The sequence below is a fragment of the Actinomyces sp. zg328 genome, assembly GCF_009829635.1.
GTDB classification, from domain to species: Bacteria; Actinomycetota; Actinomycetes; order Actinomycetales; family Actinomycetaceae; genus Actinomyces; species Actinomyces marmotae.
The window spans coordinates 31,059-53,543 of the sequence record NZ_VWPE01000002.1; the positions used below are offsets into that span (position 1 = coordinate 31,059).

General features: G+C 72.3%; 19 protein-coding genes. 15 read left to right on the plus strand and 4 right to left on the minus strand.

Features of this window, described 5'->3' with window-relative positions; all coding sequences use genetic code 11:
• Positions 1-1,116: a molecular chaperone DnaJ gene (gene dnaJ / locus GVV75_RS01475; RefSeq protein ID WP_159813196.1), complete on the plus strand. Its 1,116-nt coding sequence runs from the start codon at positions 1-3 to the stop codon at positions 1,114-1,116.
• Positions 1,117-1,146: 30 nt separating this feature from the next.
• On the opposite strand, the gene GVV75_RS01480 is transcribed toward dnaJ, so the two are convergent.
• The gene (locus GVV75_RS01480) at positions 1,147-1,959 is read right to left on the minus strand and encodes a YggS family pyridoxal phosphate-dependent enzyme (protein ID WP_159813198.1); all 813 of its coding nucleotides are present in this window, start codon (positions 1,957-1,959) and stop codon (positions 1,147-1,149) included.
• Between the two features lie 50 nt (positions 1,960-2,009).
• Here GVV75_RS01480 and GVV75_RS01485 point away from each other — a divergent pair, with 50 nt between their 5' ends.
• The 13 genes from GVV75_RS01485 to GVV75_RS01545 all read left to right on the plus strand — a co-directional run bounded on the left by GVV75_RS01485 (position 2,010) and on the right by GVV75_RS01545 (position 18,093).
• A complete protein-coding gene (locus GVV75_RS01485) occupies positions 2,010-2,798 on the plus strand; it encodes a 16S rRNA (uracil(1498)-N(3))-methyltransferase (protein ID WP_159813200.1) in 789 nt (262 codons plus the stop codon).
• 87 nt (positions 2,799-2,885) lie between these two features.
• Complete coding sequence (locus GVV75_RS01490) at positions 2,886-3,500, plus strand: TetR/AcrR family transcriptional regulator (RefSeq protein ID WP_159523560.1); 615 nt, start codon at positions 2,886-2,888, stop codon at positions 3,498-3,500.
• A 64-nt stretch (positions 3,501-3,564) separates the two neighbouring features.
• Entirely contained in the window at positions 3,565-4,383 is an 819-nt protein-coding gene (locus tag GVV75_RS01495) for an ABC transporter ATP-binding protein (RefSeq protein ID WP_236266024.1), read from the plus strand.
• Positions 4,380-5,126, plus strand: coding sequence for an ABC transporter permease (locus tag GVV75_RS01500; RefSeq protein ID WP_159813202.1), 747 nt, complete (start codon positions 4,380-4,382; stop codon positions 5,124-5,126). The genes GVV75_RS01495 and GVV75_RS01500 overlap by 4 nt, the downstream gene beginning before the upstream one ends.
• A 330-nt stretch (positions 5,127-5,456) precedes the next feature.
• On the plus strand, positions 5,457-6,326 hold the full coding sequence (locus GVV75_RS01505; RefSeq protein ID WP_159523556.1) for an EamA family transporter: 870 nt from the start codon (positions 5,457-5,459) through the stop codon (positions 6,324-6,326).
• A gap of 118 nt (positions 6,327-6,444) precedes the next feature.
• Positions 6,445-7,647: a PhoH family protein gene (locus GVV75_RS01510; RefSeq protein ID WP_159625503.1), complete on the plus strand. Its 1,203-nt coding sequence runs from the start codon at positions 6,445-6,447 to the stop codon at positions 7,645-7,647.
• The gene (ybeY, locus tag GVV75_RS01515) at positions 7,644-8,096 is read left to right on the plus strand and encodes an rRNA maturation RNase YbeY (protein WP_159523552.1); all 453 of its coding nucleotides are present in this window, start codon (positions 7,644-7,646) and stop codon (positions 8,094-8,096) included. Before GVV75_RS01510 ends, ybeY begins: the two co-directional genes overlap by 4 nt.
• The gene (locus tag GVV75_RS01520; RefSeq protein WP_159716664.1) at positions 8,093-9,385 is read left to right on the plus strand and encodes a hemolysin family protein; all 1,293 of its coding nucleotides are present in this window, start codon (positions 8,093-8,095) and stop codon (positions 9,383-9,385) included. The genes ybeY and GVV75_RS01520 overlap by 4 nt, the downstream gene beginning before the upstream one ends.
• Positions 9,382-10,533 (plus strand): GTPase Era, encoded by a 1,152-nt coding sequence (gene era / locus GVV75_RS01525; RefSeq protein WP_159716666.1) that lies wholly within the window; start codon positions 9,382-9,384, stop codon positions 10,531-10,533. The genes GVV75_RS01520 and era overlap by 4 nt, the downstream gene beginning before the upstream one ends.
• Positions 10,534-10,685: 152 nt before the next feature.
• Entirely contained in the window at positions 10,686-14,231 is a 3,546-nt protein-coding gene (locus tag GVV75_RS01530; RefSeq protein ID WP_159716668.1) for a proline dehydrogenase family protein, read from the plus strand.
• Between the two features lie 424 nt (positions 14,232-14,655).
• Positions 14,656-16,446 carry a 2-isopropylmalate synthase gene (gene leuA, locus GVV75_RS01535; protein WP_159625494.1) on the plus strand — a complete coding sequence of 597 codons (1,791 nt, stop codon included), beginning with the start codon at positions 14,656-14,658 and terminating at the stop codon, positions 16,444-16,446.
• Between the two features lie 80 nt (positions 16,447-16,526).
• The gene (gene recO, locus GVV75_RS01540; RefSeq protein WP_159716670.1) at positions 16,527-17,273 is read left to right on the plus strand and encodes a DNA repair protein RecO; all 747 of its coding nucleotides are present in this window, start codon (positions 16,527-16,529) and stop codon (positions 17,271-17,273) included.
• 1 nt (position 17,274) lies between these two features.
• On the plus strand, positions 17,275-18,093 hold the full coding sequence (locus tag GVV75_RS01545; protein WP_159523540.1) for an isoprenyl transferase: 819 nt from the start codon (positions 17,275-17,277) through the stop codon (positions 18,091-18,093).
• Positions 18,094-18,112: 19 nt separating this feature from the next.
• Here GVV75_RS01545 and GVV75_RS01550 read toward each other — a convergent pair whose 3' ends face one another.
• The 3 genes from GVV75_RS01550 to GVV75_RS01560 all read right to left on the minus strand — a co-directional run bounded on the left by GVV75_RS01550 (position 18,113) and on the right by GVV75_RS01560 (position 20,831).
• On the minus strand, positions 18,113-19,243 hold the full coding sequence (locus GVV75_RS01550; protein ID WP_159813204.1) for a carboxylate-amine ligase: 1,131 nt from the start codon (positions 19,241-19,243) through the stop codon (positions 18,113-18,115).
• A gap of 12 nt (positions 19,244-19,255) precedes the next feature.
• On the minus strand, positions 19,256-20,098 hold the full coding sequence (locus GVV75_RS01555; protein ID WP_159523536.1) for a glutamine amidotransferase-related protein: 843 nt from the start codon (positions 20,096-20,098) through the stop codon (positions 19,256-19,258).
• A 271-nt stretch (positions 20,099-20,369) separates the two neighbouring features.
• The gene (locus GVV75_RS01560) at positions 20,370-20,831 is read right to left on the minus strand and encodes a Fur family transcriptional regulator (RefSeq protein ID WP_159523534.1); all 462 of its coding nucleotides are present in this window, start codon (positions 20,829-20,831) and stop codon (positions 20,370-20,372) included.
• Between the two features lie 254 nt (positions 20,832-21,085).
• Here GVV75_RS01560 and GVV75_RS01565 point away from each other — a divergent pair, with 254 nt between their 5' ends.
• Positions 21,086-22,477, plus strand: a complete 1,392-nt coding sequence (locus GVV75_RS01565) for a glycine--tRNA ligase (protein ID WP_159523532.1) — start codon at positions 21,086-21,088, stop codon at positions 22,475-22,477.
• The last annotated feature ends 8 nt before the right edge of the window (positions 22,478-22,485 follow it).

Here is a 22,485-nt window from a genome sequence, read left to right on the forward strand (position 1 = left end):
GTGAGCGACTACTACGAGGTGCTCGGCGTGACCCGCGGGGCCAGCGCCGACGAGATCAAGAAGGCCTACCGCAAGAAGGCCCGCGCCCTGCACCCCGACGTCGCCGGCCCCGGGCACGAGGACGAGTTCAAACTCGTCTCCACCGCCTACGAGACCCTCTCCGACCCCGGCAAGCGCGAGCTCTACGATCTCGGCGGGGAGGATGCCGTGCGCGGGGGCGGCGCCGGGTTCGGCGGAGGGGACTTCGGGGGCTTCGCCGACATCTTCAGCTCCTTCTTCGGGGCCGCGGCCGGCGCTCGCGGGCCCGCGTCCCGCGCGCGCCGGGGCCAGGACGCGCTCCTGAGCGTCGACGTCGAGCTGGAGGAGGTCGCCTTCGGCGCCACCCGAACCGTCCCCTTCGACACCCACATCACCTGCCCCGCCTGCGAGGGCTCCTGCTGCGCGCCCGGCACCTCGCCGGTGACCTGCTCGTCCTGCAACGGATCGGGCTCCGTGCAGCACATGGCGCGCTCCTTCCTCGGCAACGTCATGACCACCTCGCCGTGCACCACCTGCCACGGCTACGGCACCGTCATCGTCACCCCCTGCCCCGAGTGCTCCGGGGAGGGCCGCAAGCGCACCCACCAGGACATCGAGATCCGCATCCCCGCCGGCGTGTCCACCGGCACGCGCATGCGCATGTCCGGGCGCGGCGAGGCCGGGCCCGCGGGCGGCCCCGCCGGCGATCTCTACGTGGAATTCCACGAGGTCGAGCACGAGAACCTGCGCCGCGAGGGCGACGATCTGCGGACCGAGCTGCGCATCCCTATGACCGCGGCCGCGCTTGGCGCCGAATTCGACATCTCCACCCTCGACGGCGACCAGCGCGTCGTCATCAAGCCGGGCACGCAGCCCGGCGAGGTCCTGCCCCTCAAGGGGCTCGGCGTGGGGCGCCTGCGCCGCGCCGGGCGCGGGGACCTCAACGTCGAGATCGTCGTCGAGACGCCCACGCGCCTGGACGAGCGGCAGCGCGACCTGCTGCGCCGGCTCGCCGAACTGCGCGGGGAGGAGGGCGGGCTGTCCCATCGCGACGACTCCGTCATGGGCCGCCTGAAGGAGAGGCTCTCCGGGCGCTGAGCGGGCGGTGGGGCCTGGCCGCCCGCGCCCTCAGGCCCGGCGCGGCCCCGCCCAGTGCTCGCCGCCAGCGGGGCGCGCCCCGAAGATCGCCTGGCCCACCCGCACGCAGGTGGATCCCTCCTCGATGGCGATCTCGAAGTCGCCGCTCATGCCCATGGACAGTTGGCCGTCGCCCACGGCTCCCGCCTGGAGCCCGGCGTCACGCAGCTCGCGCATGGTGGTGAAGCAGGCGCGGACGCGGGAGGTGTCGTCGGTGTGGGCGGCCAGCGTCATGAGCCCGCGCACCCGTAGGGACGAATAGGCGGGCAGCGCCGCCAGGAACGCGGGGACATCCGCGGGCTCCAGGCCGAACTTGCTGGCCTCGCCTGAGGAGTTGACCTGCACGTATACGTCCAGGGGCCGGCCGAGCGCCTGGAGGCGGCGGTCGAGGGCCTCGGCCACGCGCAGGGAGTCCAGCGCCTGGAACTCGTGGGCGAAGGCCGCCGCGTCCCTGGCCTTATTGGTCTGGAGATGGCCGATGAGCGCCCAGTGGATGGGCAGGTCCGCCAGGTTCTCGCTCTTGCGCTTGGCCTCCTGGACCTTGTTCTCGCCCATCTGGGTGATGCCCGCGGCGACGGCGGCGCGCAGCCGCTCCTCGGGGACGGTTTTGGAGACCGGCAGGAGCCTGATCTCTGAGGCCTCCCGGCCCGCGCGCTCGGCGGCGGCCTCAAGGCGGGAGCGGACCGCGGCGAGGTTGCCGGCGAAGTCCTCCGGCGTGGTCGGGGTGGTGGAGGGCCGGGGGTGGGCCGCGGGCGAGTCCTGGGCGTTCGGGGCGGCGGGGCTGTCGTTCGGACTGGGGGTCATGACCTGGACGCTAGCACCGGGGCTGCCGCAGTGGGCCGTAGGCTTGGGGGGTGACCGCGCCCGTGTTCCTCATGAGCCCCCAGACCCTTGAGCCCGACGGCGCAGCCGCCACGGCCGGGCCGGGGGACGCCCTCGTCCTGACTGGCCCGCAGGCCCGTCATGCCGTCGCCGTGCGGCGGCTGCGCGCTGGTGAGCGCGTTGATCTCGTGGATGGGATGGGCCTGCGCCTGGTCTGCGAGGTGACCGCCGCCGGCGAGGGCGGCGCGAAGGACCGCTTGGCCGTCAGCGTGATCGAGCGCGTGGCGGAGGAGGCGCCGCCCGTGCGGCTGGCCCTCGTCCAGGCCCTGGCCAAGGGCGGCCGCGATGAGCAGGCCGTGGAGACCGCCACCGAGGTCGGCGTGGACCTCGTGCTGCCCTGGCAGGCGGAGCGCTCGATCTCCGTGTGGTCGGGGCCGAAGGCGGCCAAAGGGCGGGCGCGATGGGAGGCCACTGCCCGTGAGGCGGCGAAGCAGGCGCGCCGCGCCCGTGTCCCCCAGGTGGCCGAGCCCAGGAGGACCGCGGGCCTCGCCGAGTGGGTCAGGGGCGTCGTCGACGACGGGGGAGCGGTGCTCCTCCTGCATGAGGAGGCGACGGCGCCCATCAGCGGCGTGGCGTTGCCCGGAGGCGGCGTGGTGGGCGTGATCGTCGGCCCGGAGGGCGGTATCGGCGCTGAGGAGGCCGCCATCCTGGAGGACGCGGGCGCGACGGCGGTGCGCCTGGGCCCGCATGTCATGCGCACGGCCTCCGCCGGCCCCGTGGCCCTAGCCATCCTTGCCCAAAGGGCCGGCCTCTGGGGGTGAGAGCGGGGCCGCTCGGCGTCTGCTAGCGCCCATGGGGCATACTGCGGCCATGCTGTCGATGCTGCTATCACCCGCGGGGAGGCGGCGATGACCCCGCGCGGGCGCAGGCCCGCCGGGAGCCCGGACGCGCGCGAGGCGATCCTCGCCGCCGCCCGCGCGGCATTCGCCAGGGACGGCTACCGCGCCTCGCTGCGCGGCGTCGCGCGGGATGCCGGGGTCGATCCCGCCCTCGTCCACCACTACTTCAGGGATCGCGCCGAGCTCTTCGCCGAGGCCGTCGTCGCGTCGGCGGCCGGGACCGGCGCCGTCGGCATCTCCGAGCGGGCCCAGGCGATCTCCCGCCTCGCTCCCGAGGAGCTGGGGGAGGGGATCGTCCGCTCCTTCGTGGGGCTGTGGGACGGGCTCGGCGGTGATCGCTTCTCCGCCCTCATCCGCGCCGCCATGAGCGATGACGAGAGCCTGGCGCCCTTCCGCGACTTCATCGCGACCGGAATCCTGGGCAGCATCATGGACAAACTCGCCCCGGACCGGCCCGAGCTGCGCGGCCAACTCATCGCCAGCCAGCTCATCGGATTCGGCGTGACGCGCTGGATGGCCCGTCTCGATCAGGCCGCCTCACTCGGCATCGAGGAGGCGGTGGCGCTCATCGCGCCCACGATCCAGCGCTACGCGACGGGGGATCTGCCCTCGTCGGCCGCCTGACGGCCAGCGGCGGGTCCCAGTGATGACTCTTGACGATGAGGGACCGCGACCCTATATTCATCACATGATGAAAAACGAGAACGCCTCATCAGGGGCCCTCGCGCCAGAGCCGTCGGCGCCCGCCGTGCGCGCCACCGGCCTCGTGGTCACCCGCGGCGGCAACGAGATCCTCCACGGGCTCGACCTGGCTCTCGCCCCGGGATCCATCACCGGCCTGCTGGGGCCATCGGGCTGCGGGAAGACGACGCTCATGCGCTCGATCGTCGGCGTGCAGCGCTACTCGGGGGAGCTGGAGGTCCTGGGGGCCGCGCCGGGCAGCAAGCCGCTGCGTGGCCGCATCGGCTACCTCACCCAGGAGGCGTCGGTCTACCCCAACCTGACCGCTCGCCAGAACACCGCCTACTTCGCCCGCCTGGCCGGGCCGCGCGCCAGGGGGGTTGATGAGGTCCTAGCGGAGGTCGGCATCGCGGATATCGCCGACAGGCCGGTCTCCACTTTCTCCGGCGGGCAGCGCAACCGGGTCTCACTGGCCTGCGCGCTCGTTGTGGCCCCGGAGCTGCTGGTGCTCGACGAGCCGACGGTCGGCCTGGACCCGGTGACCCGGGAGGACCTGTGGGCCGCCTTCCGCCGCATCGCCGAGGGCGGCACCACGATCCTCGTCTCCAGTCACGTGATGGACGAGGCCTTCCGCTGCGACGGCGTCCTGCTCATGCGCGAGGGCTGCATCCTGGCCGAGGCGACCGCGTCGGAGCTCCTGGCCAGCACCGGCGTCGAGAGGCTCGACGACGCCTTCCTCACCATCATCCGCCAGGCCGAGTCGGCCGAGGGCGCCGGAGCGGCGACGATCGCCGGCGCCGCCACGAGCAAGGAGACGAAGCAATGAGACTGCGCACCTACGCCACGACAGTCCGGCGGGTCCTGCGCCAGCTGCTCAATGACAGGCGCACGATCGCCCTCATCATGGCGGTCCCCGCCCTGCTGGTGACGCTCCTGTACTTCGTCTACAAGGACTTCCCGGGCGGGGACGCGCTGTTCGACCGGGTGGCGGTGCAGATGATCGCGATCCTGCCGATGGCCGTGATGTTCCTGGTCACGAGCATCGCCATGCTCCAGGAGCGCGTGAGCGGCAGCCTGGAGCGCCTGTGGACGACGCCCCTGCACCGCGCCGACCTCCTCATGGGCTACGCGACGGCGTTCACGGTGATCGCGGTGGGGCAGGCGCTCGTCCTCTTCGGGGTGTGCGCCTGGGCGCTGGGGGTGACGATCGCGGGGAGCTGGGCGTGGATCATCCTGACCGCGCTGCTGGACGCCTTCGTCGGTGTGGCGATGGGGCTTCTGGTGTCGGCGCTGTCACGCACGGAGTTCCAGGCGGTGCAGTTCATGCCGCTGCTCATCGGCGTGCAGGTCTTCCTGTGCGGGATGCTCGTCCCCCGCGGCCAGCTGCCGCCGGCCCTGGAGCCTGTCAGCCAGGTCCTGCCGATGAGCTGGGCGGTCAACGCCGTCGGCGAGGTCCAGGCGGGGGCGGCGGTGACGCAGGGCCTCGTCATGGACATCGTCATACTGGCGGTCATCGGCCTCGTGCTGCTCACCGCCGCCCCGCTGACGATGCCCCGCAGGACCCGCTGAGGGCCGGATGGTGCCGCCGGTGAGTCCGCTGGGGGCCCGGGGATACCGCCCGGGCCCAGAGATACCGTCTCGGCCCGGCCTTGCGCCCTCATTCTCGTAGTTTGAGGGCGTATCTGCGGGGTGAGACGGTTTGCGCGGGGTGAGACGGTATCTGCGGGATCCGGCCCGGCTCGTGCTCGCTCGTGCGTCGGGGGCCGCGCGCGCCGCAGCGGCCGGTGACTCCCCCGGACAATTAAGCGTCAGGGGCAAGACATCATGCCGACCGCCGCTGGCCCGGTCATGAGCCTCATCTCGCGACCACCAACAAGGTAACGGGCTAGCCTTGGGCGCATGTGGATCGTTTTCGCCTGCGGCTCGGCCCTGTTCGCCGGGCTGACGGCGGTGCTCGCCAAGGCGGGCATCCGGCAGATCGACTCCACCCTGGCCACCGCCCTGCGCGTCCCCGTGGTCCTGGCCGCCGCCGTCGCCATGGTGCTCCTGCGGGGCTCGCAGTCCCAGATCGCGAGCATCGACGCCGCCACCCTCGGTTGGCTCGTCGCCTCCGGGCTGGCCACAGGGGCCTCATGGCTGTGCTATTTCAAGGCCCTCCAGCTGGGGGAGGCCTCGCGGGTCGCCCCGATCGACAAGCTGAGCACCGTGCTCACGGTCCTGCTCGCCATCGTCCTCCTGGGCGAGCCGCTGACGGCGCTCGGGGGCACCGGCGTGGTCCTCATGGTCGTGGGAACGCTGCTCATGCTGGAGCGCGCCGACGACGCGAGGACCCTTCCCGGGCGGCGCGCTTCCCCGGGGTGGCTGGCCCACGCGCTGGGCTCGGCGGTGTTCGCGGCGCTGACGGCGATCCTGGGCAAGCTCGGGATCGTCGGCGTGGAGTCGAGCCTGGGCACGGCGATCCGCACGGCCGTGGTCCTGGTCATGGCATGGGCGATGGTCGCCGTGAGCGGCCGATGGCGCCCCCTGGGTGCCCTGCCCCGGCGCGAGCTGGCGCTGGTGCTGGCCTCGGGGCTGACGACCGGGGCGTCGTGGCTCTGCTTCTACCGGGCTCTTCAGGACGGCCCGGCCAGCGTCATCGTGCCGATCGACAAGCTGGGCATCCTCGTGACCGTCGCCTTCTCCGTGCTCGTCCTGCGCGAGCGGCTGGGCCGTCGCTACCTGGGCGGCCTCGTCATGCTGGTGGCCGGCACGCTCGCGATGGCGCTGTAGCGCCCGGGTTGCGCCCCGATCCGGCCCGCTCGCGCGCCGTGGGGATGGCCCCGCGCGGGCGGGCCCTGCGCCCGCCCTTGCCCTCCCGCCCTTGCCCTCCCCGGTAGGATCTGCCGCGATGACCAACGCGCCCATCGACCCAGTAGCGGCCCCCCACGCGCCGCGGACCACCTCGCCAGCCAGCCCCGGCGCCGCCGCGCGCCCCGGCTCGCCCGGCGCTGTCGCGCCCACGGCCTCCGCCGCGGAGGTGACCCGCTCCCTCGTCCTGCCACCCGATCTCGCCCTCGTCGCCCTCCTCGGCGTGCGCGACGAGGTCCTGCGCGCCGTGGAGAGGGGATTCCCCGACGCGGATATCCTCGTGCGGGACTCCGAGATCCGCGTCACCGGTGATCCAGCCGTCGTCGACACCGTCGTCCTCCTGCTCTCCGAGCTCGTCGACGTCGCGAGCGCCGGCACACCGCTGACCGCCGACGCGGTCGAGCGGGCCATCGGCCTCCTCGCGGCCGCCGCGCGCCCCGCCGACGTGCTCGCCGAGGACGTCCTAACCGCGCGGGGCCGCACCATACGCGCCAAGTCGCTGGGGCAGAAGAAGTATGTCGACGCCATTGAGGACGCCACCATCACCTTCGGCATCGGCCCCGCCGGCACCGGCAAGACCTACCTCGCCATGGCCAAGGCCGTCGACGCCCTCGCCCGCCACCAGGTCTCCCGTATCATCCTCACCCGCCCCGCCGTCGAGGCCGGCGAGAGCCTCGGCTTCCTGCCCGGCACCCTCACCGACAAAATCGACCCCTACCTACGGCCCCTGTACGACGCCCTGCACGACATGCTCGAGCCCGAGGCCCTGCCCAAGTTCATGGCTGCCGGCACCATCGAGGTCGCGCCCCTGGCCTATATGCGCGGGCGCACCCTCAACGACGCCTTCGTCATCCTCGACGAGGCCCAGAACACCACCCCTGAGCAGATGAAGATGTTCCTCACCCGCCTCGGATTCGGCTCCAAGATGGTGGTCACCGGGGACGTCTCCCAGATCGACCTGCCCGGCTCGCGCCCCTCGGGCCTCGTCGTCGTGCGCCGGATCCTCGACGGCGTCGACGGCGTCTCCTTCTGCGAGCTCGGCGCCGCCGATGTTGTCCGCCACCGCCTCGTGGGCCGCATCATCGACGCCTACGCTGCCTATGACGCCGAGACCGCCGCCGACCAGGCCCTGCGGGCCAACCACGATGGCCCCACCGACAGTGCCGGGGGCGCCGCCCGCCGCTCCCGCGGGCATCGCGCCGCCCGCCCCACCCACCACGCCCCCGCCAGGAGCCGCGCATGACCACCGAAATCAACAACGAGACCGAGGTCGCCATCGACGGCGCCGAGTTCGCCGCGCTGGCCGACCACGTGCTCACCGCCATGCGCGTCAACCCGCTGGCCGAGCTCAACATCCTCTTCATCGACCCCGAGCCCATGGCCGAGCTCCACGTCCGCTGGCTCGACCTGCCCGGCCCCACCGACGTCATGAGTTTCCCCATGGACGAGTTGCGCCCCGGCGACGAGGACGAGCCCGCCGGGACCCTTGGCGACATCGTCATCTGCCCCCAGGTGGCCGCCAAGCAGGCCATCGCCGCGGGGCACTCCGCCGTCGAGGAGATGCTGCTGCTGGCCACTCACGGCATCCTCCACCTGCTCGGCTACGACCACGCCGAGCCGGAGGAGAAGAAGGAGATGTTCGATCTCCAGCGCACCCTCCTCTTGACCTTCCTCGCGAGTAGGGGCGCATGACCGGCACCCCCGTCGCCCTGCTCATCACCGCCTCGGTCCTCATCCTCGCCCTGGGGGCCTCCCTCTCCGCCGGGGAGGCCGCCCTGGCCCGCATCACTCGCGCCGCCGCTGAGGACCTCGTCGAGGATGGCCGTCGGGGCGCCGCCGGAGTCCTGGCCCTCGCCGAGCGCCGCGGCGAGGTCCTGGGAACCATCGGCGCCGCGCGCATCGGCGTCGACATGCTCGCCGCCGTCCTCGTCACCCTCGCTGCCGCCGGCCTGCTCACCTCGTGGTGGCAGGTCCTCCTGGCCGCCGCCGGGGTCAACGCCGTCCTCCTCGGGCTTGTCGTGGGCATCCCCCCGCGCCGCCTCGGGCGCCGCGACCCCGAGGGGGCCCTCCTCGTCCTCGCCGGCCTCCTGCGCCGCGTCGATTCCCTCGGCGCCCCCTGGCGCTGGCTGGAGTCCCGCTTCGGGCGCGCCTCCACCCTCACCGAGGCCGAGGCCCGTGAGGCCGTCACCCAGGACCTTCGCGAGATGATCGACGAGATCGGCGAATCGGAGTCCATCGAGGACGAGGACCGCGAGATGATGCGCAGCGTCGTCGAACTGGGCCAGACCCTCGTGCGCGAGGTCATGGTGCCCCGCCCCGACATGGTCACCATGGAGGAGGACGAGCCCATGGCCGCTGCCATGCGCCTGTTCATCCGCTCGGGGTACTCCCGCGTCCCCATCATCGGCGACGATGCCGACGACGTGCGCGGCATCCTCTACCTCAAGGACGTCCTGCGCCGCCTCGCCGAGCACCCCGAGCACGAGACCCGCGCCGTCGTCGGCTTCACCCGCGAGGCCGTCTACGTCCCCGAGACCAAGGCCGCCGACGACCTCCTGCGCGACATGCAGTCCGGCCGCTCCCACATGGCCCTCGCCGTCGACGAATACGGCGGCATCGCCGGCCTGGTCACCATGGAGGACCTGCTGGAGGAGGTCGTCGGAGAGCTCACCGACGAGCACGACCACGCCGAGCCCGAAGTCGAGGACCTCGGCGACGGCGCCTACCGCGTCCCCGCGCGCCTCGGCCTCGATGAGCTCGGGGAGCTCTTCGGCATTGAGATCGACGACGACGACGTCGACACCGCCATCGGCCTGCTCACCAAGGCCATCGGCCGAGTGCCCCTTCCCGGCGCCGTCGGCGACTGGCAGGGCATCCGCCTCACCGCCGGCGAGGCCTCCGGCAGGCGCCGCCAGGTCGCCACCCTCCTAGCCACCCGCACCCCCACTACCCACGACGACGAGAGCGATCACCGCCCATGACCGGCCAGAGCACCGAGAACGGCAACGCCGAGACCACTGAGATCAATGAGCCTGTTGGGCCCACTGCGCCCGCTGCGCCCATCCGCTTCCCCTCCGACGCCGAGCTCATGGCCGGTGAGAACGCCTTGGCGGGCATCGACCTCACCGATGACGGAGCCGGGGGCGCCGACGGAGAGGGCCCGGCTGGCGCGACCGCCGCCGCGGGGCTCTCCCTGCCCGTCCGCCCCGAGGGCTTCCGCGCCGGCTTCGCCTGCCTCATCGGGCGCCCCAACACCGGCAAGTCAACGCTCACCAACGCGCTGGTCGGCACCAAGGTCGCCATCATGTCCGACCGCCCCCAGACCACCCGCCACAACGTGCGCGGCGTCGTCCACCGCGAGGACGCCCAGATCGTCCTCGTCGACACCCCCGGCATGCACCGCCCCAAGACCCTCCTGGGCAAGCGCCTCAACGACCTCGTCCGCGAGACCCTCACCGACGTCGACGTCATCGCCTTCTGCATCCCCGCCAATGAGAAGATCGGGCCCGGCGACCGCTTCATCGCCCGTGACATCGCCGAGTCGCGCGCCCCCGTCGTCGCCGTCGTCACCAAGGCGGACACCGTGGGCAGGGAGGCCCTGGCCGCCCAGCTCCTCGCCGTCGACCAACTCGGCGACTGGGCGGACATCGTTCCCGTCTCCGCCGCGCGCGGCGAGCAGATCGACGTCCTCGCCGACGTCCTCGCCGGTCACCTGCCCCCCTCACCGCCGCTCTACCCCACCGGTGAGATCACCGACGAGCCCCGCGACCTCATGATCGCCGAGCTCGTCCGCGAGGCCGCCCTGGAGGGCGTTCGCGACGAGCTCCCGCACTCCCTGGCCGTCATCGTCGACGAGGTCATGGACCCGCGCGGCACCACGCCCGGCAGCCTGGGCCCCGTCAAAGGCGCGGGCAACCGCATGCAGGTGCGCGTCAGCCTCGTCGTCGAGCGCGACTCCCAGAAGGCCATCGTCATCGGCAAGGGCGGGGCCCGCCTCAAGGAGATCGGCGTGCGCGCCCGCCGCGGCATCGAGGACTACCTGCGCCGCAAGATCTATCTCGACCTCCACGTGCGCACCGCCAAGGACTGGCAGTCCGATCCCAAGGCCCTGACCAAGCTCGGCTTCTAGCCGCGCGGCCAGGGGCCCCGGCGCCGCCGAGGGGCGCCTCGGGGCCGCCCGGGCAAGAACCCGAGACGATCACGGCCGAAAGCCCTGCGCGTCGCGACGCCGTGTCGCACACTTGGATCAGCCCCTGATCATCGAGTGAGAGCGAGCCGCACATGGCGATCCAGCACAGCCCAGCCCCGACCGGCCCTGCCCGCGCCTGCCCCGACGACCTATGGGACATCGGCCAGCGCGCCACCGCCCGAGCCCGCCGCTGGGCCGACGCTTCCGCCCACGAGCCCGTCCCTCGCAGCGCCTCTCTCCTGGCTAGCATCCTCGCCGACCCCGATGGCCTGGAGTTCACCACCCGCTTCACCGACGACGTCGTGCGCCCCGCCGATCTCGACGTCGCCGGGGCCGCGCTCGCCCGCCTGGCCGCCAAGCGCACCAGCTTCCTGCCGAAACTGCTCGGCGCCGCCACCGGCGTCGGCGGGCGCGTGGCGCGCCTCGCCCCGCGCACCGCCGCCAGGATCGCCCGCCGCACCTTCCGCGAGCTCGTCGGCGACCTCGTCGTCGACGCCACCGAGGCAGGGCTCGGCCCCGCGCTCGCCCGCCTGCGCGAGGGCGGCAACCGCCTCAACGTCAACCTCCTGGGTGAGGCCGTCCTAGGCAACAAGGAGGCCGAGCGGCGCCTCACCCAGGTCATGGGCCTGGTCACGCGCGACGACGTCGACTACGCCTCCGTCAAGGTCTCCGCCGTCACCGGCCCCCACAACCCCTGGGGTCATGAGGAGGTCGTCGCCCACGGCGTCGAGGCCCTCACGCCCCTGTACCGCGCCGCCCGCGACCACGGCACCTTCCTCAACCTCGACATGGAGGACTACAAGGACCTCGATCTGACCATCGAGGTCTTCACCGCCATCCTCGACCAACCCGACCTGCGTGATTACGAGGCGGGCATCGTCCTGCAGGCCTACCTGCCCGACTCCCTGGCCGCCATGGCGCGCCTCCAGGAGTGGGCCGCCGCCCGCGTCGCCTCCGGCGGGCACCGCATCAAAGTCCGCATCGTCAAGGGCGCCAACCTGTCCATGGAGCGCGTCGACGCCGAGATCCACGGCTGGGAGCCGGTCACCTGGCCCAGCAAGCAGGCTACCGACACCAACTACAAGCGGATGCTTGAGTGGGCGATGACGCCTGAGCGCCTGGCCAACATCCGCCTGGGCGTGGCCGGCCAGAACCTCTTCGACATCGCCTTCGCCTACGAGTTGCGTCAGGCCCGCGGCGCCCAGGACGACGTCGAGTTCGAGATGCTCTCCGGTATGGCCACCGGCATCGCCGAGGTCGTGCGCCGAGACGTCGGCCAGCTCCTGCTGTACGTGCCGGTGGTGGACCCCGGCGAGTTCGACGTCGCCATCTCCTACCTCGTGCGCCGTCTGGAGGAAAACGCCGCCCCCGAGAACTTCATGTCGGGCGTCTTCGACCTCGCCTCCGACCCGGCCGTCTTCGCCCGCGAGCAGCAGCGCTTCCTCGACGCCCTGGCCGACCTCGATCCGGGCGCCCCCGTGCCCGCGCCCCGACGCGCCCAGGACCGCCTCGCCGAGCAGCGAGCCCCCATTGCCGGGCCACCCGCCCCGGGCCCCCTGCCCGAGTACGTCCCCGCCACCGACTCCGACCCCGCACTGCCCGCCAACCGCGAATGGGCGCGCCGCATCGCCGCCGCCATCCCCGGCTCGAAGCGCGGCATCGACGACGTGCGCTCCGGCGAGGCCTTCCTGGCCACCAGCGAGGACGTGGACAGCGCCATCGCCGCTCTCACGAGCGCGCACAAGGCGTGGGCGGCCCGGCCCGCCGCCGAGCGCGCCGCCATCATCGACCATGCCGGCGACATCCTCGCCGCCCGCCGGGCCGAACTCATCGAGGTGGCCGCCGCGGAGACCGGCAAGACCATCGACCAGTCCGACCCCGAGGTCAGCGAGGCCATCGACTTCTGCCGCCACTACGCGCGGATGGCCCTGGAAGTGGCCGATCCTGACCACCTCGTCGGCGCCCGCTTCACCCCCGCGCGGGTGACCGTCGTCGCCTCGCCCTGGAACTTCCCGCTCGCCATCCCCACCGGGGGAGTCGTGGCCGCCCTGGCCGTGGGCAGCGCCGTCGTCCTCAAACCCGCCCCGCCCGCCCGCCGCTGCGGCGCCGAGATCGTGCGTGCCCTCCACACCGCCGGGGTGCCGCGGGAGGTCCTCATGCTCGCCCCCATTGAGGACGGTGACGTCTCCCAGCACCTCGTCACCCATGAGGGTGTCGAGCGGGTCATCCTCACCGGCTCCTACGACACCGCCCGCCTCTTCCGCTCCTGGAAGCCCTCCATGCGCCTGCTGGGGGAGACCAGCGGCAAGAACGCCATCATCGTCACCCCCTCGGCCGATCCCGACCTGGCCGTGCGCGACGCCGTCGCATCGGCCTTCGGGCACGCCGGCCAGAAGTGCTCGGCCGCCTCCCTCCTCGTGCTCGTCGGCTCGGCGGGCCGCTCCGAGCGCATCGCCCGCCAGCTCGTGGACGCCACCGCCTCCCTGCGGGTCAAGGGGCCTGAGCACCTGGACTCCCAGGTGGGGCCCGTCGTCGTCCCGGATGACCCCAAGGCGCGGCGGGGGCTGACCACCCTGGGCAGCGGGGAGCACTGGGTGCTCGCCCCCAAGCATCTGGGAGGGGGCCTGTGGCGGCCGGGCATCCGCGCCGGCGTGGCCCCCGGCAGCGAGTACCACCTCACCGAGTACTTCGCGCCGGTCATCGGCATCATGCGGGTGGACACGCTCGCCGAGGCGATCGAGGTGGTCAACGCCGTCGACTACGGGCTGACCTCCGGGCTGCAGACCCTCGATGCCGCCGAGCTCGCCCAGTGGCTGGACGGGATCGAGGCCGGCAACCTCTACGTCAACCGCGGCATCACCGGCGCCATCGTGCGGCGCCAGCCCTTCGGCGGCTGGAAGCGCTCCGCCATCGGCGCCACCACGAAGGCCGGCGGTCCCTCCTACCTGCTCGGCCTGGGGGAGGTCACCCGGGCCGAGGACGCCGAGGCTGAGGTCGCCAGCGGCTCACTGTCCGACGTCGATGAGCGCGTCGCGGGGCTCTTCGAGGCTGTGCGCCACGAGCTCGTCCGCGCCGACGCCGCCTGGCTGCGCCGCGCCCTGGCCGCAGACGCCGCCGCCTGGCGGGAGCGCTACGGCCAGGCGCTCGACGTCACGGGGCTGGCCTGCGAGCGCAACATCCTGCGCTACCGGCCCACCCCCGTCATCGTGCGCTCCGTGCTCGGGGTAGAGACGGTGGACCTCGTGCGCGTCCTCGCCGCGGGCGTGCTCGCCGGTGCCGACGTCGAGCTCTCCGTGGAGGCGCCACTGCAGGCGGGCCTGACCGCCGCGGCCCAGGCGGCGGGCGTGCGCGTGGAGCTCGAGCCCGAGGGGGTGTGGTCCGCCCGCCTGGCGGATCTGGGCGCCTCCCACGCCCTGGGCACGCGCGTGCGCATCCTCGCCCCGCGCGGCGTGGCCGAGGCCTCTGTCTGGGAGGAGGCGACGTCGTTGACCAGCGGCAGTCCCGACGTCGCCCTCTACACGGGGGAGGTCACCCCCTGCCCGCACACCGAGCTGCTGCCCTTCCTGCGCGAGCAGTCGGTCGCGATCACGGCCCACCGCTTCGGCACGCCCCTCGACCTCGCTGCCGGCCTCATCTGAGCGCCCCCGGCCCGGCTCCGCGGTCTCGGCCCGGCGCTGCGCCCTCATCCTCGCGGTTCGAGGGCGCAGCACCGGGCCCAGGCGGTTCCTGGGCCGCGAGGGCACTGCGGACCGGTCTCGCTCGTATTTTCGACCGGTCTCGCTCGTGTTTTCGACCGGTCTCGGCGAGGGGGCGGCGGGTCCGGAGTGTGGTTTGTCCTGACGGGGCGTCGCTTATGGAGTACGGTCATGACCATGCCAGTGAAGCGAGCGATGCCAGCAGTGATGCCAGCGCGGAGCCGGGCCCTGCGCCCGGGCGGCGGCCTCCTGCTTAGCCGCCGCGGCGGGGCCTGACAGGCCGGCACCCCGACCGCGGCGATCCGCGTTGCCAGCCGCCGGGCGCACAGCGCGCCCGATCGCCACCACTGACCCCAGGAGCTCACCCATGCGCACCGCTCTCCCCGCGCCCCAGCAGCCCTCCGGCATGCCCTTCGCCAAGTACCGCCCCTTCCAGGACACCGTCATCACCGACCTGCCGGACCGGACCTGGCCCACCAAGCGCCTCACCACCGCCCCCCGCTGGCTGTCCACCGACCTGCGCGACGGCAACCAGAGCCTCATCGAGCCCATGGGGCCCGAGGCCAAGCGCGCCATCTTCGACCTCCTCGTGCGCATCGGCTTCAAGGAGATCGAGGTCGGCTTCCCCGCCGCCTCCCAGACCGACTTCGATTTCGTGCGCAGCCTCGTCGACGACGGCGCCATCCCCGAGGACGTCACCATCTCCGTCCTCACGCAGTCCCGCGAGGACCTCATCGACCGCACCCTGGATGCCTGCGTCGGCATCCCGCGCGCCACCGTCCACCTCTACAACGCGCTCTCCCCCCTCTTCCGGGAGGTCGTCTTCCGCATGGGCAAGGACGACATCCGCGAGCTCGCCGTCGACGGCACCCGCATGGTCATGGCCCGTGCCGAGAAGGTCCTCACCGAGGACACGATCTTCGGCTACGAGTACTCCCCGGAGATCTTCGTCGACACCGAGCGCGACTACACCCTGGAGGTCTGCGAGGCCGTCATGGGCGCCTGGGAGCCGGATGAGGACCGCGAGATCATCCTCAACCTGCCCGCCACCGTCGAGCGCGCCACCCCCAACGTCTACGCCGACCAGATCGAGTGGGTGAGCCGCCACCTGTCCCACCGCGAGCATGTCTGCCTCTCCCTGCACAACCACAACGACCGCGGCTCGGGCGTGGCCGCCGCCGAGCTCGGCCTGCTCGCGGGCGGTCAGCGGGTCGAGGGCTGCCTCTTCGGGCACGGCGAGCGCACCGGCAACGTGGACCTCGTCACCCTGGCCCTCAACCTCTTCAGCCAGGGCATCGACCCCATGCTCGACCTATCCGACATCGATGAGGTGCGCCGCGTCGTCGAGCGCTCCACCCAGATGGACGTCCCCCCGCGCACGCCCTACTCCGGGGACCTCGTCTACACCTCCTTCTCCGGCTCCCACCAGGACGCCATCAAAAAGGGTTTCGCCGCGCGCGCCAAGGCCGTCGAGGCCCGGCGCGCTGAGGGGCTTGAGGACGACGCCGCGGAGACCGCCGTGCCCTGGTCCATGCCCTATCTGCCCATCGACCCCCACGACGTCGGCCGCTCCTACGAGGCCGTCGTGCGCGTCAACTCCCAGTCCGGCAAGGGTGGGGTCGCCTACCTGCTCAAGAACAGGCACAACCTGGACCTGCCGCGCCGCCTCCAGATCGAGTTCTCCCGCATCATCCAGCGCCACGCCGACACCTATGGCGGCGAGATCGACGCGACGCTGCTCTGGCGCATCTTTGCCGACGAGTACCTGCCCATCGATGCCGTCATCCACCGTGACGGACTGGAGGGCCTGGCGGCCTGGGGACGCTTCGAGCTCAAGGGCGCCACGCTCACCTCCACCCAGGATGAGGACGCGATCCTCACCGTCACGCTCACCGATGAGGGGGACGAGCGCCTGCTCACCGCCTCCGGCAACGGACCCGTGGGCGCCTTCACCACCGCCCTGGAGCAGACCGGCGTGTCCATCCGCATCCTCGACTACGCCGAGCACGCCCTGTCCGAGGGGCGCGACGCCACCGCCGCCTCCTACGTCGAATGCGAGGTGGGCGGCCAGGTCCTGTGGGGCGTCGGCCTCGACCCCTCCATCACCACCGCCTCCTTCAAGGCGATCATCTCCGCCGTCAACCGCGCCCTGCGCTGAGGCCGCCCACCGCGCGGCCTCCGGGGGCGCGGCGCCCCGCCTCGCCCCCGGGGGCCGCGGCGCGTGAGAGGATCTGGCCCGTGCAGAGGCTCTACCGTGACGAGGCCCTCGTCCTGCGCACCCACAAGCTGGGTGAGGCCGACCGCATCATCGTCATGCTCACCCGACACCACGGACAGGTCCGGGCCGTCGCCAAGGGTGTGCGGCGCACCACCTCGCGCTTCGGCGCGCGCCTCGAACCCTTCTCCATGATCGACGTCCAGCTCCATGCCGGCCGCACCCTCGACGTCGTCACCCAGGTCGAGACCATCGACCCCTTCAGCCGCCCCATCGCCACCGACTACGCCATGTTCACCTGCGCGCAGACCATGGCCGAGACCGCCGAGCGCCTCACCGAGGACGACGGCGACCTCGGCACCGGCGAATCCCCCCAGCAGTTCCTCCTCCTCTACGGGGCCCTCGCCGCCCTGGCCCGGCGCCGCCACGCCCCCGGCCTCGTCCTCGACTCCTACCTCCTGCGCGCCCTCGCCCTGGCCGGCTGGGCGCCGTCGTGCTTCGACTGCGCCGTCTGCGGCGCCCCCGGGCCTCACACGGCCTTCCACGTCCAGGCCGGCGGCGCCGCCTGTGAGGGCTGCCGCCCCGCCGGGAGCGTCACCATCGACCCCAGCGCCATGGCGCTCATGGGGGCCCTCCTCTCCGGCGACTGGCAGCTCGCCGACGCCTCGACCACCCGGGATCGGGCCCAGGCCTCCGGGCTCGTCTCCGCCTACACCACCTGGCACCTGGAGCGCCGCCTGCGCTCCCTCGCCCTCGTCGAAAGAGCCTGATATGCCTCCCGCCCCCGATCCCACCGCCGCGCCCGAATCCGTTCCGCTGCACCGCGATGGGCTCATTCCCCCGGTGATCCCCGCGGCTGCGCTCCCCGAGCACGTCGCCCTCGTCATGGACGGCAACGGCCGCTGGGCCAACAGCCGGGGCCTGACCCGCACCGAGGGCCACCGGGTCGGTGAGGCCACCATGATGGACGTCATCGCCGGCGGCGTCGAGCTCGGCGTCAAGGAGATGAGCGTCTACGCCTTCTCCACGGAGAACTGGCGGCGCAGCCCGGCCGAGGTCCGCTTCCTCATGGGCTTCACCCGCACCGTCCTGCGCGCCCAGACCGACGACCTCAACGCCTGGGGCGTGCGGGTCCGATGGGTCGGCCGCGAGCCCAAGCTGTGGAAGTCCGTCCTCAAGGAGGTGCGCCGCGCCGAGCGCATCACCGCGGGCAACTCCACCATGGTGCTCAACATGTGCCTCAACTACGGCGGCCGAGCCGAGATCGCCGACGCCGCCCGCGCCATCGGTGAGGAGATCGCCGCCGGGCGCCTCAAGCCGGGCTCCATCACGGAGAAGACGATCCAGCGCCACCTCTACTCCCCGGCCATGCGCGACGTCGACCTCTTCATCCGCACATCCGGCGAGCAGCGCACGAGCAACTTCCTCATGTGGTCCTCGGCCTACGCCGAGCTCTACTTCACCGATCTGCCCTGGCCCGAGTTCGATCGGGCCGAGCTGTGGCGGGCCTGTGTCGCCTACGCTTCCAGGAACCGCCGTTTCGGAGGAGCGATCGACGCCGTCGCGGGCGAGCCGGAGGGCGGGCGGTAGAGCCGCGTCGGCCGCAGCCTCAGGGCAGCGGGCACCCGGCCCTCATCTCACCGATGAGCTGCTCGACGACGCCTCTCAGATCGGAATCGTCACGGGCCCGCCGCTGGCGCTCGTACCCGGCGCCGCCGGTGAGGATCCCCTCGACGAGCGCCAGGTCATCGGCGCACCCCAGTCGCCGCGCCACCGGCTCCAGCTCGGTGACGAGGGCGCTCAGGGACCGGCGCAAGGGCGCCTGCTCGCCGTCGGGGCTCGTCACGATGGTCGCGTCCAGCCCGTAACGGGCCGAGCGCCACTTGTTCTCCGCCAGGAACCAGCGGGGCAGGCGGGCCAGGGGGAGCCCCTCATCGAGTCGTTGCGAGGCGGACTCCACGAGGCACTGGGTGAGCGCGGCGATCGCCCGCACCTCCAGGAGGTTGGAGGAGGCGTCGCAGATCCTCACCTCGATCGTCCCGAAACCGGGGGAGGGGCGCACATCCCAGCGCAACTCGTTGAAACTCTTGATCGCCCCGGCCCGCATCATCGACTCCGTGAGGTCCTCCAGCCCGTCCCAGTCGCCCGGCCAGTCCGGCAGGCCCGCGTGGGGCAGCTGGCGGAAGATCCAGGCGCGGTTGTCCGCGTAGCCGGTGTCCTCACCATCCCAGAACGGCGAGGCCGCCGCCAGCGACTGCAAGTGGGGCAGGTGGGCGAGCAGGTGCTCGCCGATGGGCAGGACCTTGGCCCGATCCTCCACCCCCACATGCACATGGGTGCCGAAGATGAGCATCTGCCGGCCCCAGTACTGGGTGCGGTCCACCAGGACGCCGTAGCGCTCGGACTCGGACACGTCCTGACTGGCCGGTGAGACGAAGGGATGCGTGCCCGATCCCACTAGAACGGCCCCATGCGCCTCGACGAAGGGCGCGAGCATGTCCAGGGCGATGCCCATGTCCTCGGCGCAGCCGGCGACCGTCCGCCGGGGCCTGCTCACCAGTTCGAGGGTGTTGCGCAGCATCTCGGCATGGATCCGCCCATGGGCGGGGTGGGCGCGCGCGAGCTCGGCGAGGATCTCCGGGGCGCAGGGCATGGGGCGCAGCGTCGCGGGGTCGATGATCTGCAACTCCCACTCCACCCCGATGGTGGAGCGGGCCGAGGCGGCGAATCTCAGGGACATGGCGGGTCCCTCCTACACGGCAGGAATGTGCGCGTAGCGGCTGGCGAAGGCGGTGATCAGCGCGTTGGCGCCGGTGACGTCAGCGCTGTCGCAGCGCTCGATGACGGCGGCGCGCTCCTCGGGTGGGTAGTAGGCGCCCCCGTACTGGGCGATGCGGATGCGCATGCCCTCGGTGGTGATCTCCGGGTGGAACTGGGTGCCGTAGACGTGCTCGCCCCAGCGGGCCATCTGCACCTGGCAGGTGGTGCCGGTCAGCAGAACCGTCCCGCCGCCGGGAAGGGTGCCATCGGGCCCGAGGGCGAGGGAGTCGGCGTGCCCCACATAGCCCCGCAGCGCCGCAGGGAGCCTGCCCGCGACCGGGTCGGCGAGCCCGGCCTCGGTGGGGCTCAGGTGCGGCGCGCTCAGGTCCTCGCCCTGGGCACTCGTGAGGCTGCCGCCCAGGGCGAGGCCGATCGCCTGGAGGCCGAAGCACAGGGCGAGGGTGGGCCGGTCCTCAGCCACGAGCCTGGCGGCCAGCGCCACGACGCGGCGGCGCATGCGCTCCAGCGCCGCCAGCCCGCCAGCGGGAGGATGGGCGGCGTCGTGGGCCGGATCGGGGCGGATGCCAAAGGGGGAGCCCGTGATCGCCACCGCCCAGTAGCGGTCCAGGTCGATGTCCTCGGGCTCGGGGGCGCCCGCCTCCAGGAGGTGGATGGTCTCGATGCCGCGCTCGGGGTCGAGGCCGCCCCACTCGATGAGCGTGGCGAGCTCGTCGTCGGCGATGGGCCCGGGCTCGCGGCACACGGCCACGAGCAGGGGGCGCGCGGGGACGGGGCTGTCAGCGCGGGGGGAATGGCCCAGGCGCTCGTCGATCATCAACTGCCTCCTGATGGCGGGTTGCGGGGCGAACAGCAGAGATCATCGCATCGATGAGCGCCGTGAGGGCGCATCCGCCCACGAGGAGGACGATGAGCATCGCTCCTGGCGAGACCGGGATGATGGCGGTGATGGCGAGTCCGGCCACGTGGGACGCCACGGTGATGCCCGTGGGCAGCGCCATGGCGCGGCTGAGGGAGCGGGTGAGGGGTTGCGCGATCGTGACCGGGACGATCGGGGTCGGAAACCGCGCCGCCCGGCGCCGCCCCGCTCAGGACGGGGCGCCCTCGGCGCGCGCCGAGCAGTCCCGGCACAGCCCGAAGAACTCCGCCACGTGCTCCATCTGGGTGAACCCGGCGGCCGCGCTGACCCTCTCGATCCAGGCCTCGAGCTCGTCGCCGGCGACCTCCTCGGCGTGCCCGCAAACGCGGCACACGATGTGGTGGTGGTGCCCCACCCGCTCGCAGGAGCGGTAGAGGATCTCGCCATCCGCGCTGCGCACCTGGTCCACCTGGCCGCTGTCCGCCAGGGCCGTGAGATTTCGGTAGACCGTGGCCAGCCCCACCTTCGTGCCCTCGGCCTCCAGGGCGGCGTGGATCTGCTGGGCGGAGCGGAACTCGGTGGTGCGTTGAAGGATCCCGGCGACGGCGGCCCGCTGGCGCGTGGCGCGCGGCCTGGCCGCCGTCGAGCCCGCGGTGGACCTGGAGGGGGTGCCGCTCGCCGTCCTGCTCACAACGGGCCTCGCTTCTCATCGGCGGCGCGATCGCGCCGGTGCTCAAGGGGTACGAGGAGCCCGGCGGGGGAGCGCGCCCGGCACCTGCCGCCCTATCATCTCACCGACGGGCGCGCCCATGCGGCGATCCTCATCATGGCTGCTGGCCCGCCCGGCTGGGCGGGGCGTCGCCGGGCCCCGCAGCGCTTAGACTGTCGACACTCGTTCCCACCATCCAGGTGCGGACAACGACGGAATGATTCAGGAGAGACCCGGTGGCACAGAACTCCTCCACACTCGATCGCGTGATCAACCTGGCCAAGCGCCGTGGCTTCGTGTTCCCCTGCGGCGAGATCTACGGCGGCACGCGCTCCGCCTGGGACTACGGGCCGCTCGGTGTCGAGCTCAAGGAGAACATCAAGAAGCAGTGGTGGCTGGCGATGGTCCGCTCCCGTGACGACGTGGTGGGCCTGGACTCCTCGGTCATCCTGCCCCGCGAGACCTGGGTCGCCTCCGGGCACGTCGGGGCCTTCACCGACCCCCTCGTGGAGTCCCTGCACACCCACAAGCGCTACCGCGCCGACCAGCTCATCGAGGAGTACGCCGAGCGCAAGGGCCTCGACCCCGAGACCATCACCCTTGACATGGTGCCGGACCCCGTCACCGGCCAGCCCGGCAGCTGGACCGAGCCCCGCGAGTTCTCCGGCCTGCTCAAGACCTACCTCGGGCCCGTGGATGACGAGGCGGGCCTGCACTACCTGCGACCCGAGACCGCCCAGGGCATTTTCATCAACTTTGCCAACGTCATGAGCGCGGCCCGCAAGAAGCCCCCCTTCGGTATCGGGCAGGTCGGCAAGTCCTTCCGCAACGAGATCACCCCGGGCAACTTCATCTTCCGCACCCGCGAGTTCGAGCAGATGGAGATGGAGTTCTTCTGCGAGCCGGGCACCGACGAGCAGTGGCACCAGTACTGGATCGACTACCGGCGCGACTGGTACATCGACCTGGGCATCGACCCCGACAACCTGCGGCTCTACGAGCACCCCAAGGAGAAGCTCTCCCACTACTCCAAGCGCACGGTCGACCTGGAGTACCGCTTCGGCTTCACCGGCTCGGAGTGGGGCGAGCTCGAGGGCATCGCCAACCGCACGGACTTCGACCTGTCCACCCACGCCGAGCGCTCCGGCAAGGACCTGTCCTACTTCGACCAGACCACCAACGAGCGCTGGGTCCCCTACGTCATCGAGCCCGCCGCCGGCCTGACCCGCTCCATGATGGCCTTCCTCGTGGAGGCGTACCACGAGGACCAGGCCCCCAACACCAAGGGCGGCGTCGACACCCGCGTGGTCCTCAAGCTCGACGCGCGCCTGGCCCCGGTCAAGGCCGCCGTCCTGCCGCTGAGCCGCAAGGAGGAACTCACCGGCCCCGCCAAGGCCGTCGCCTCGCGCCTGCGCCGCCTGTGGAACGTCGAGTACGACGACGCGGGCGCGGTGGGCCGCCGCTACCGCCGCCAGGACGAGATCGGCACGCCGCTGTGCCTCACCTACGACTTCGACTCCCCGGAGGACGGGGCCGTCACGGTGCGCGAGCGCGACACCATGGTCCAGGAGCGCGTGCCCCTGGAGGGCATCGAGCGCTACCTGGCCGAGCGGCTCGCCGGCTGCTGACGGCGCCC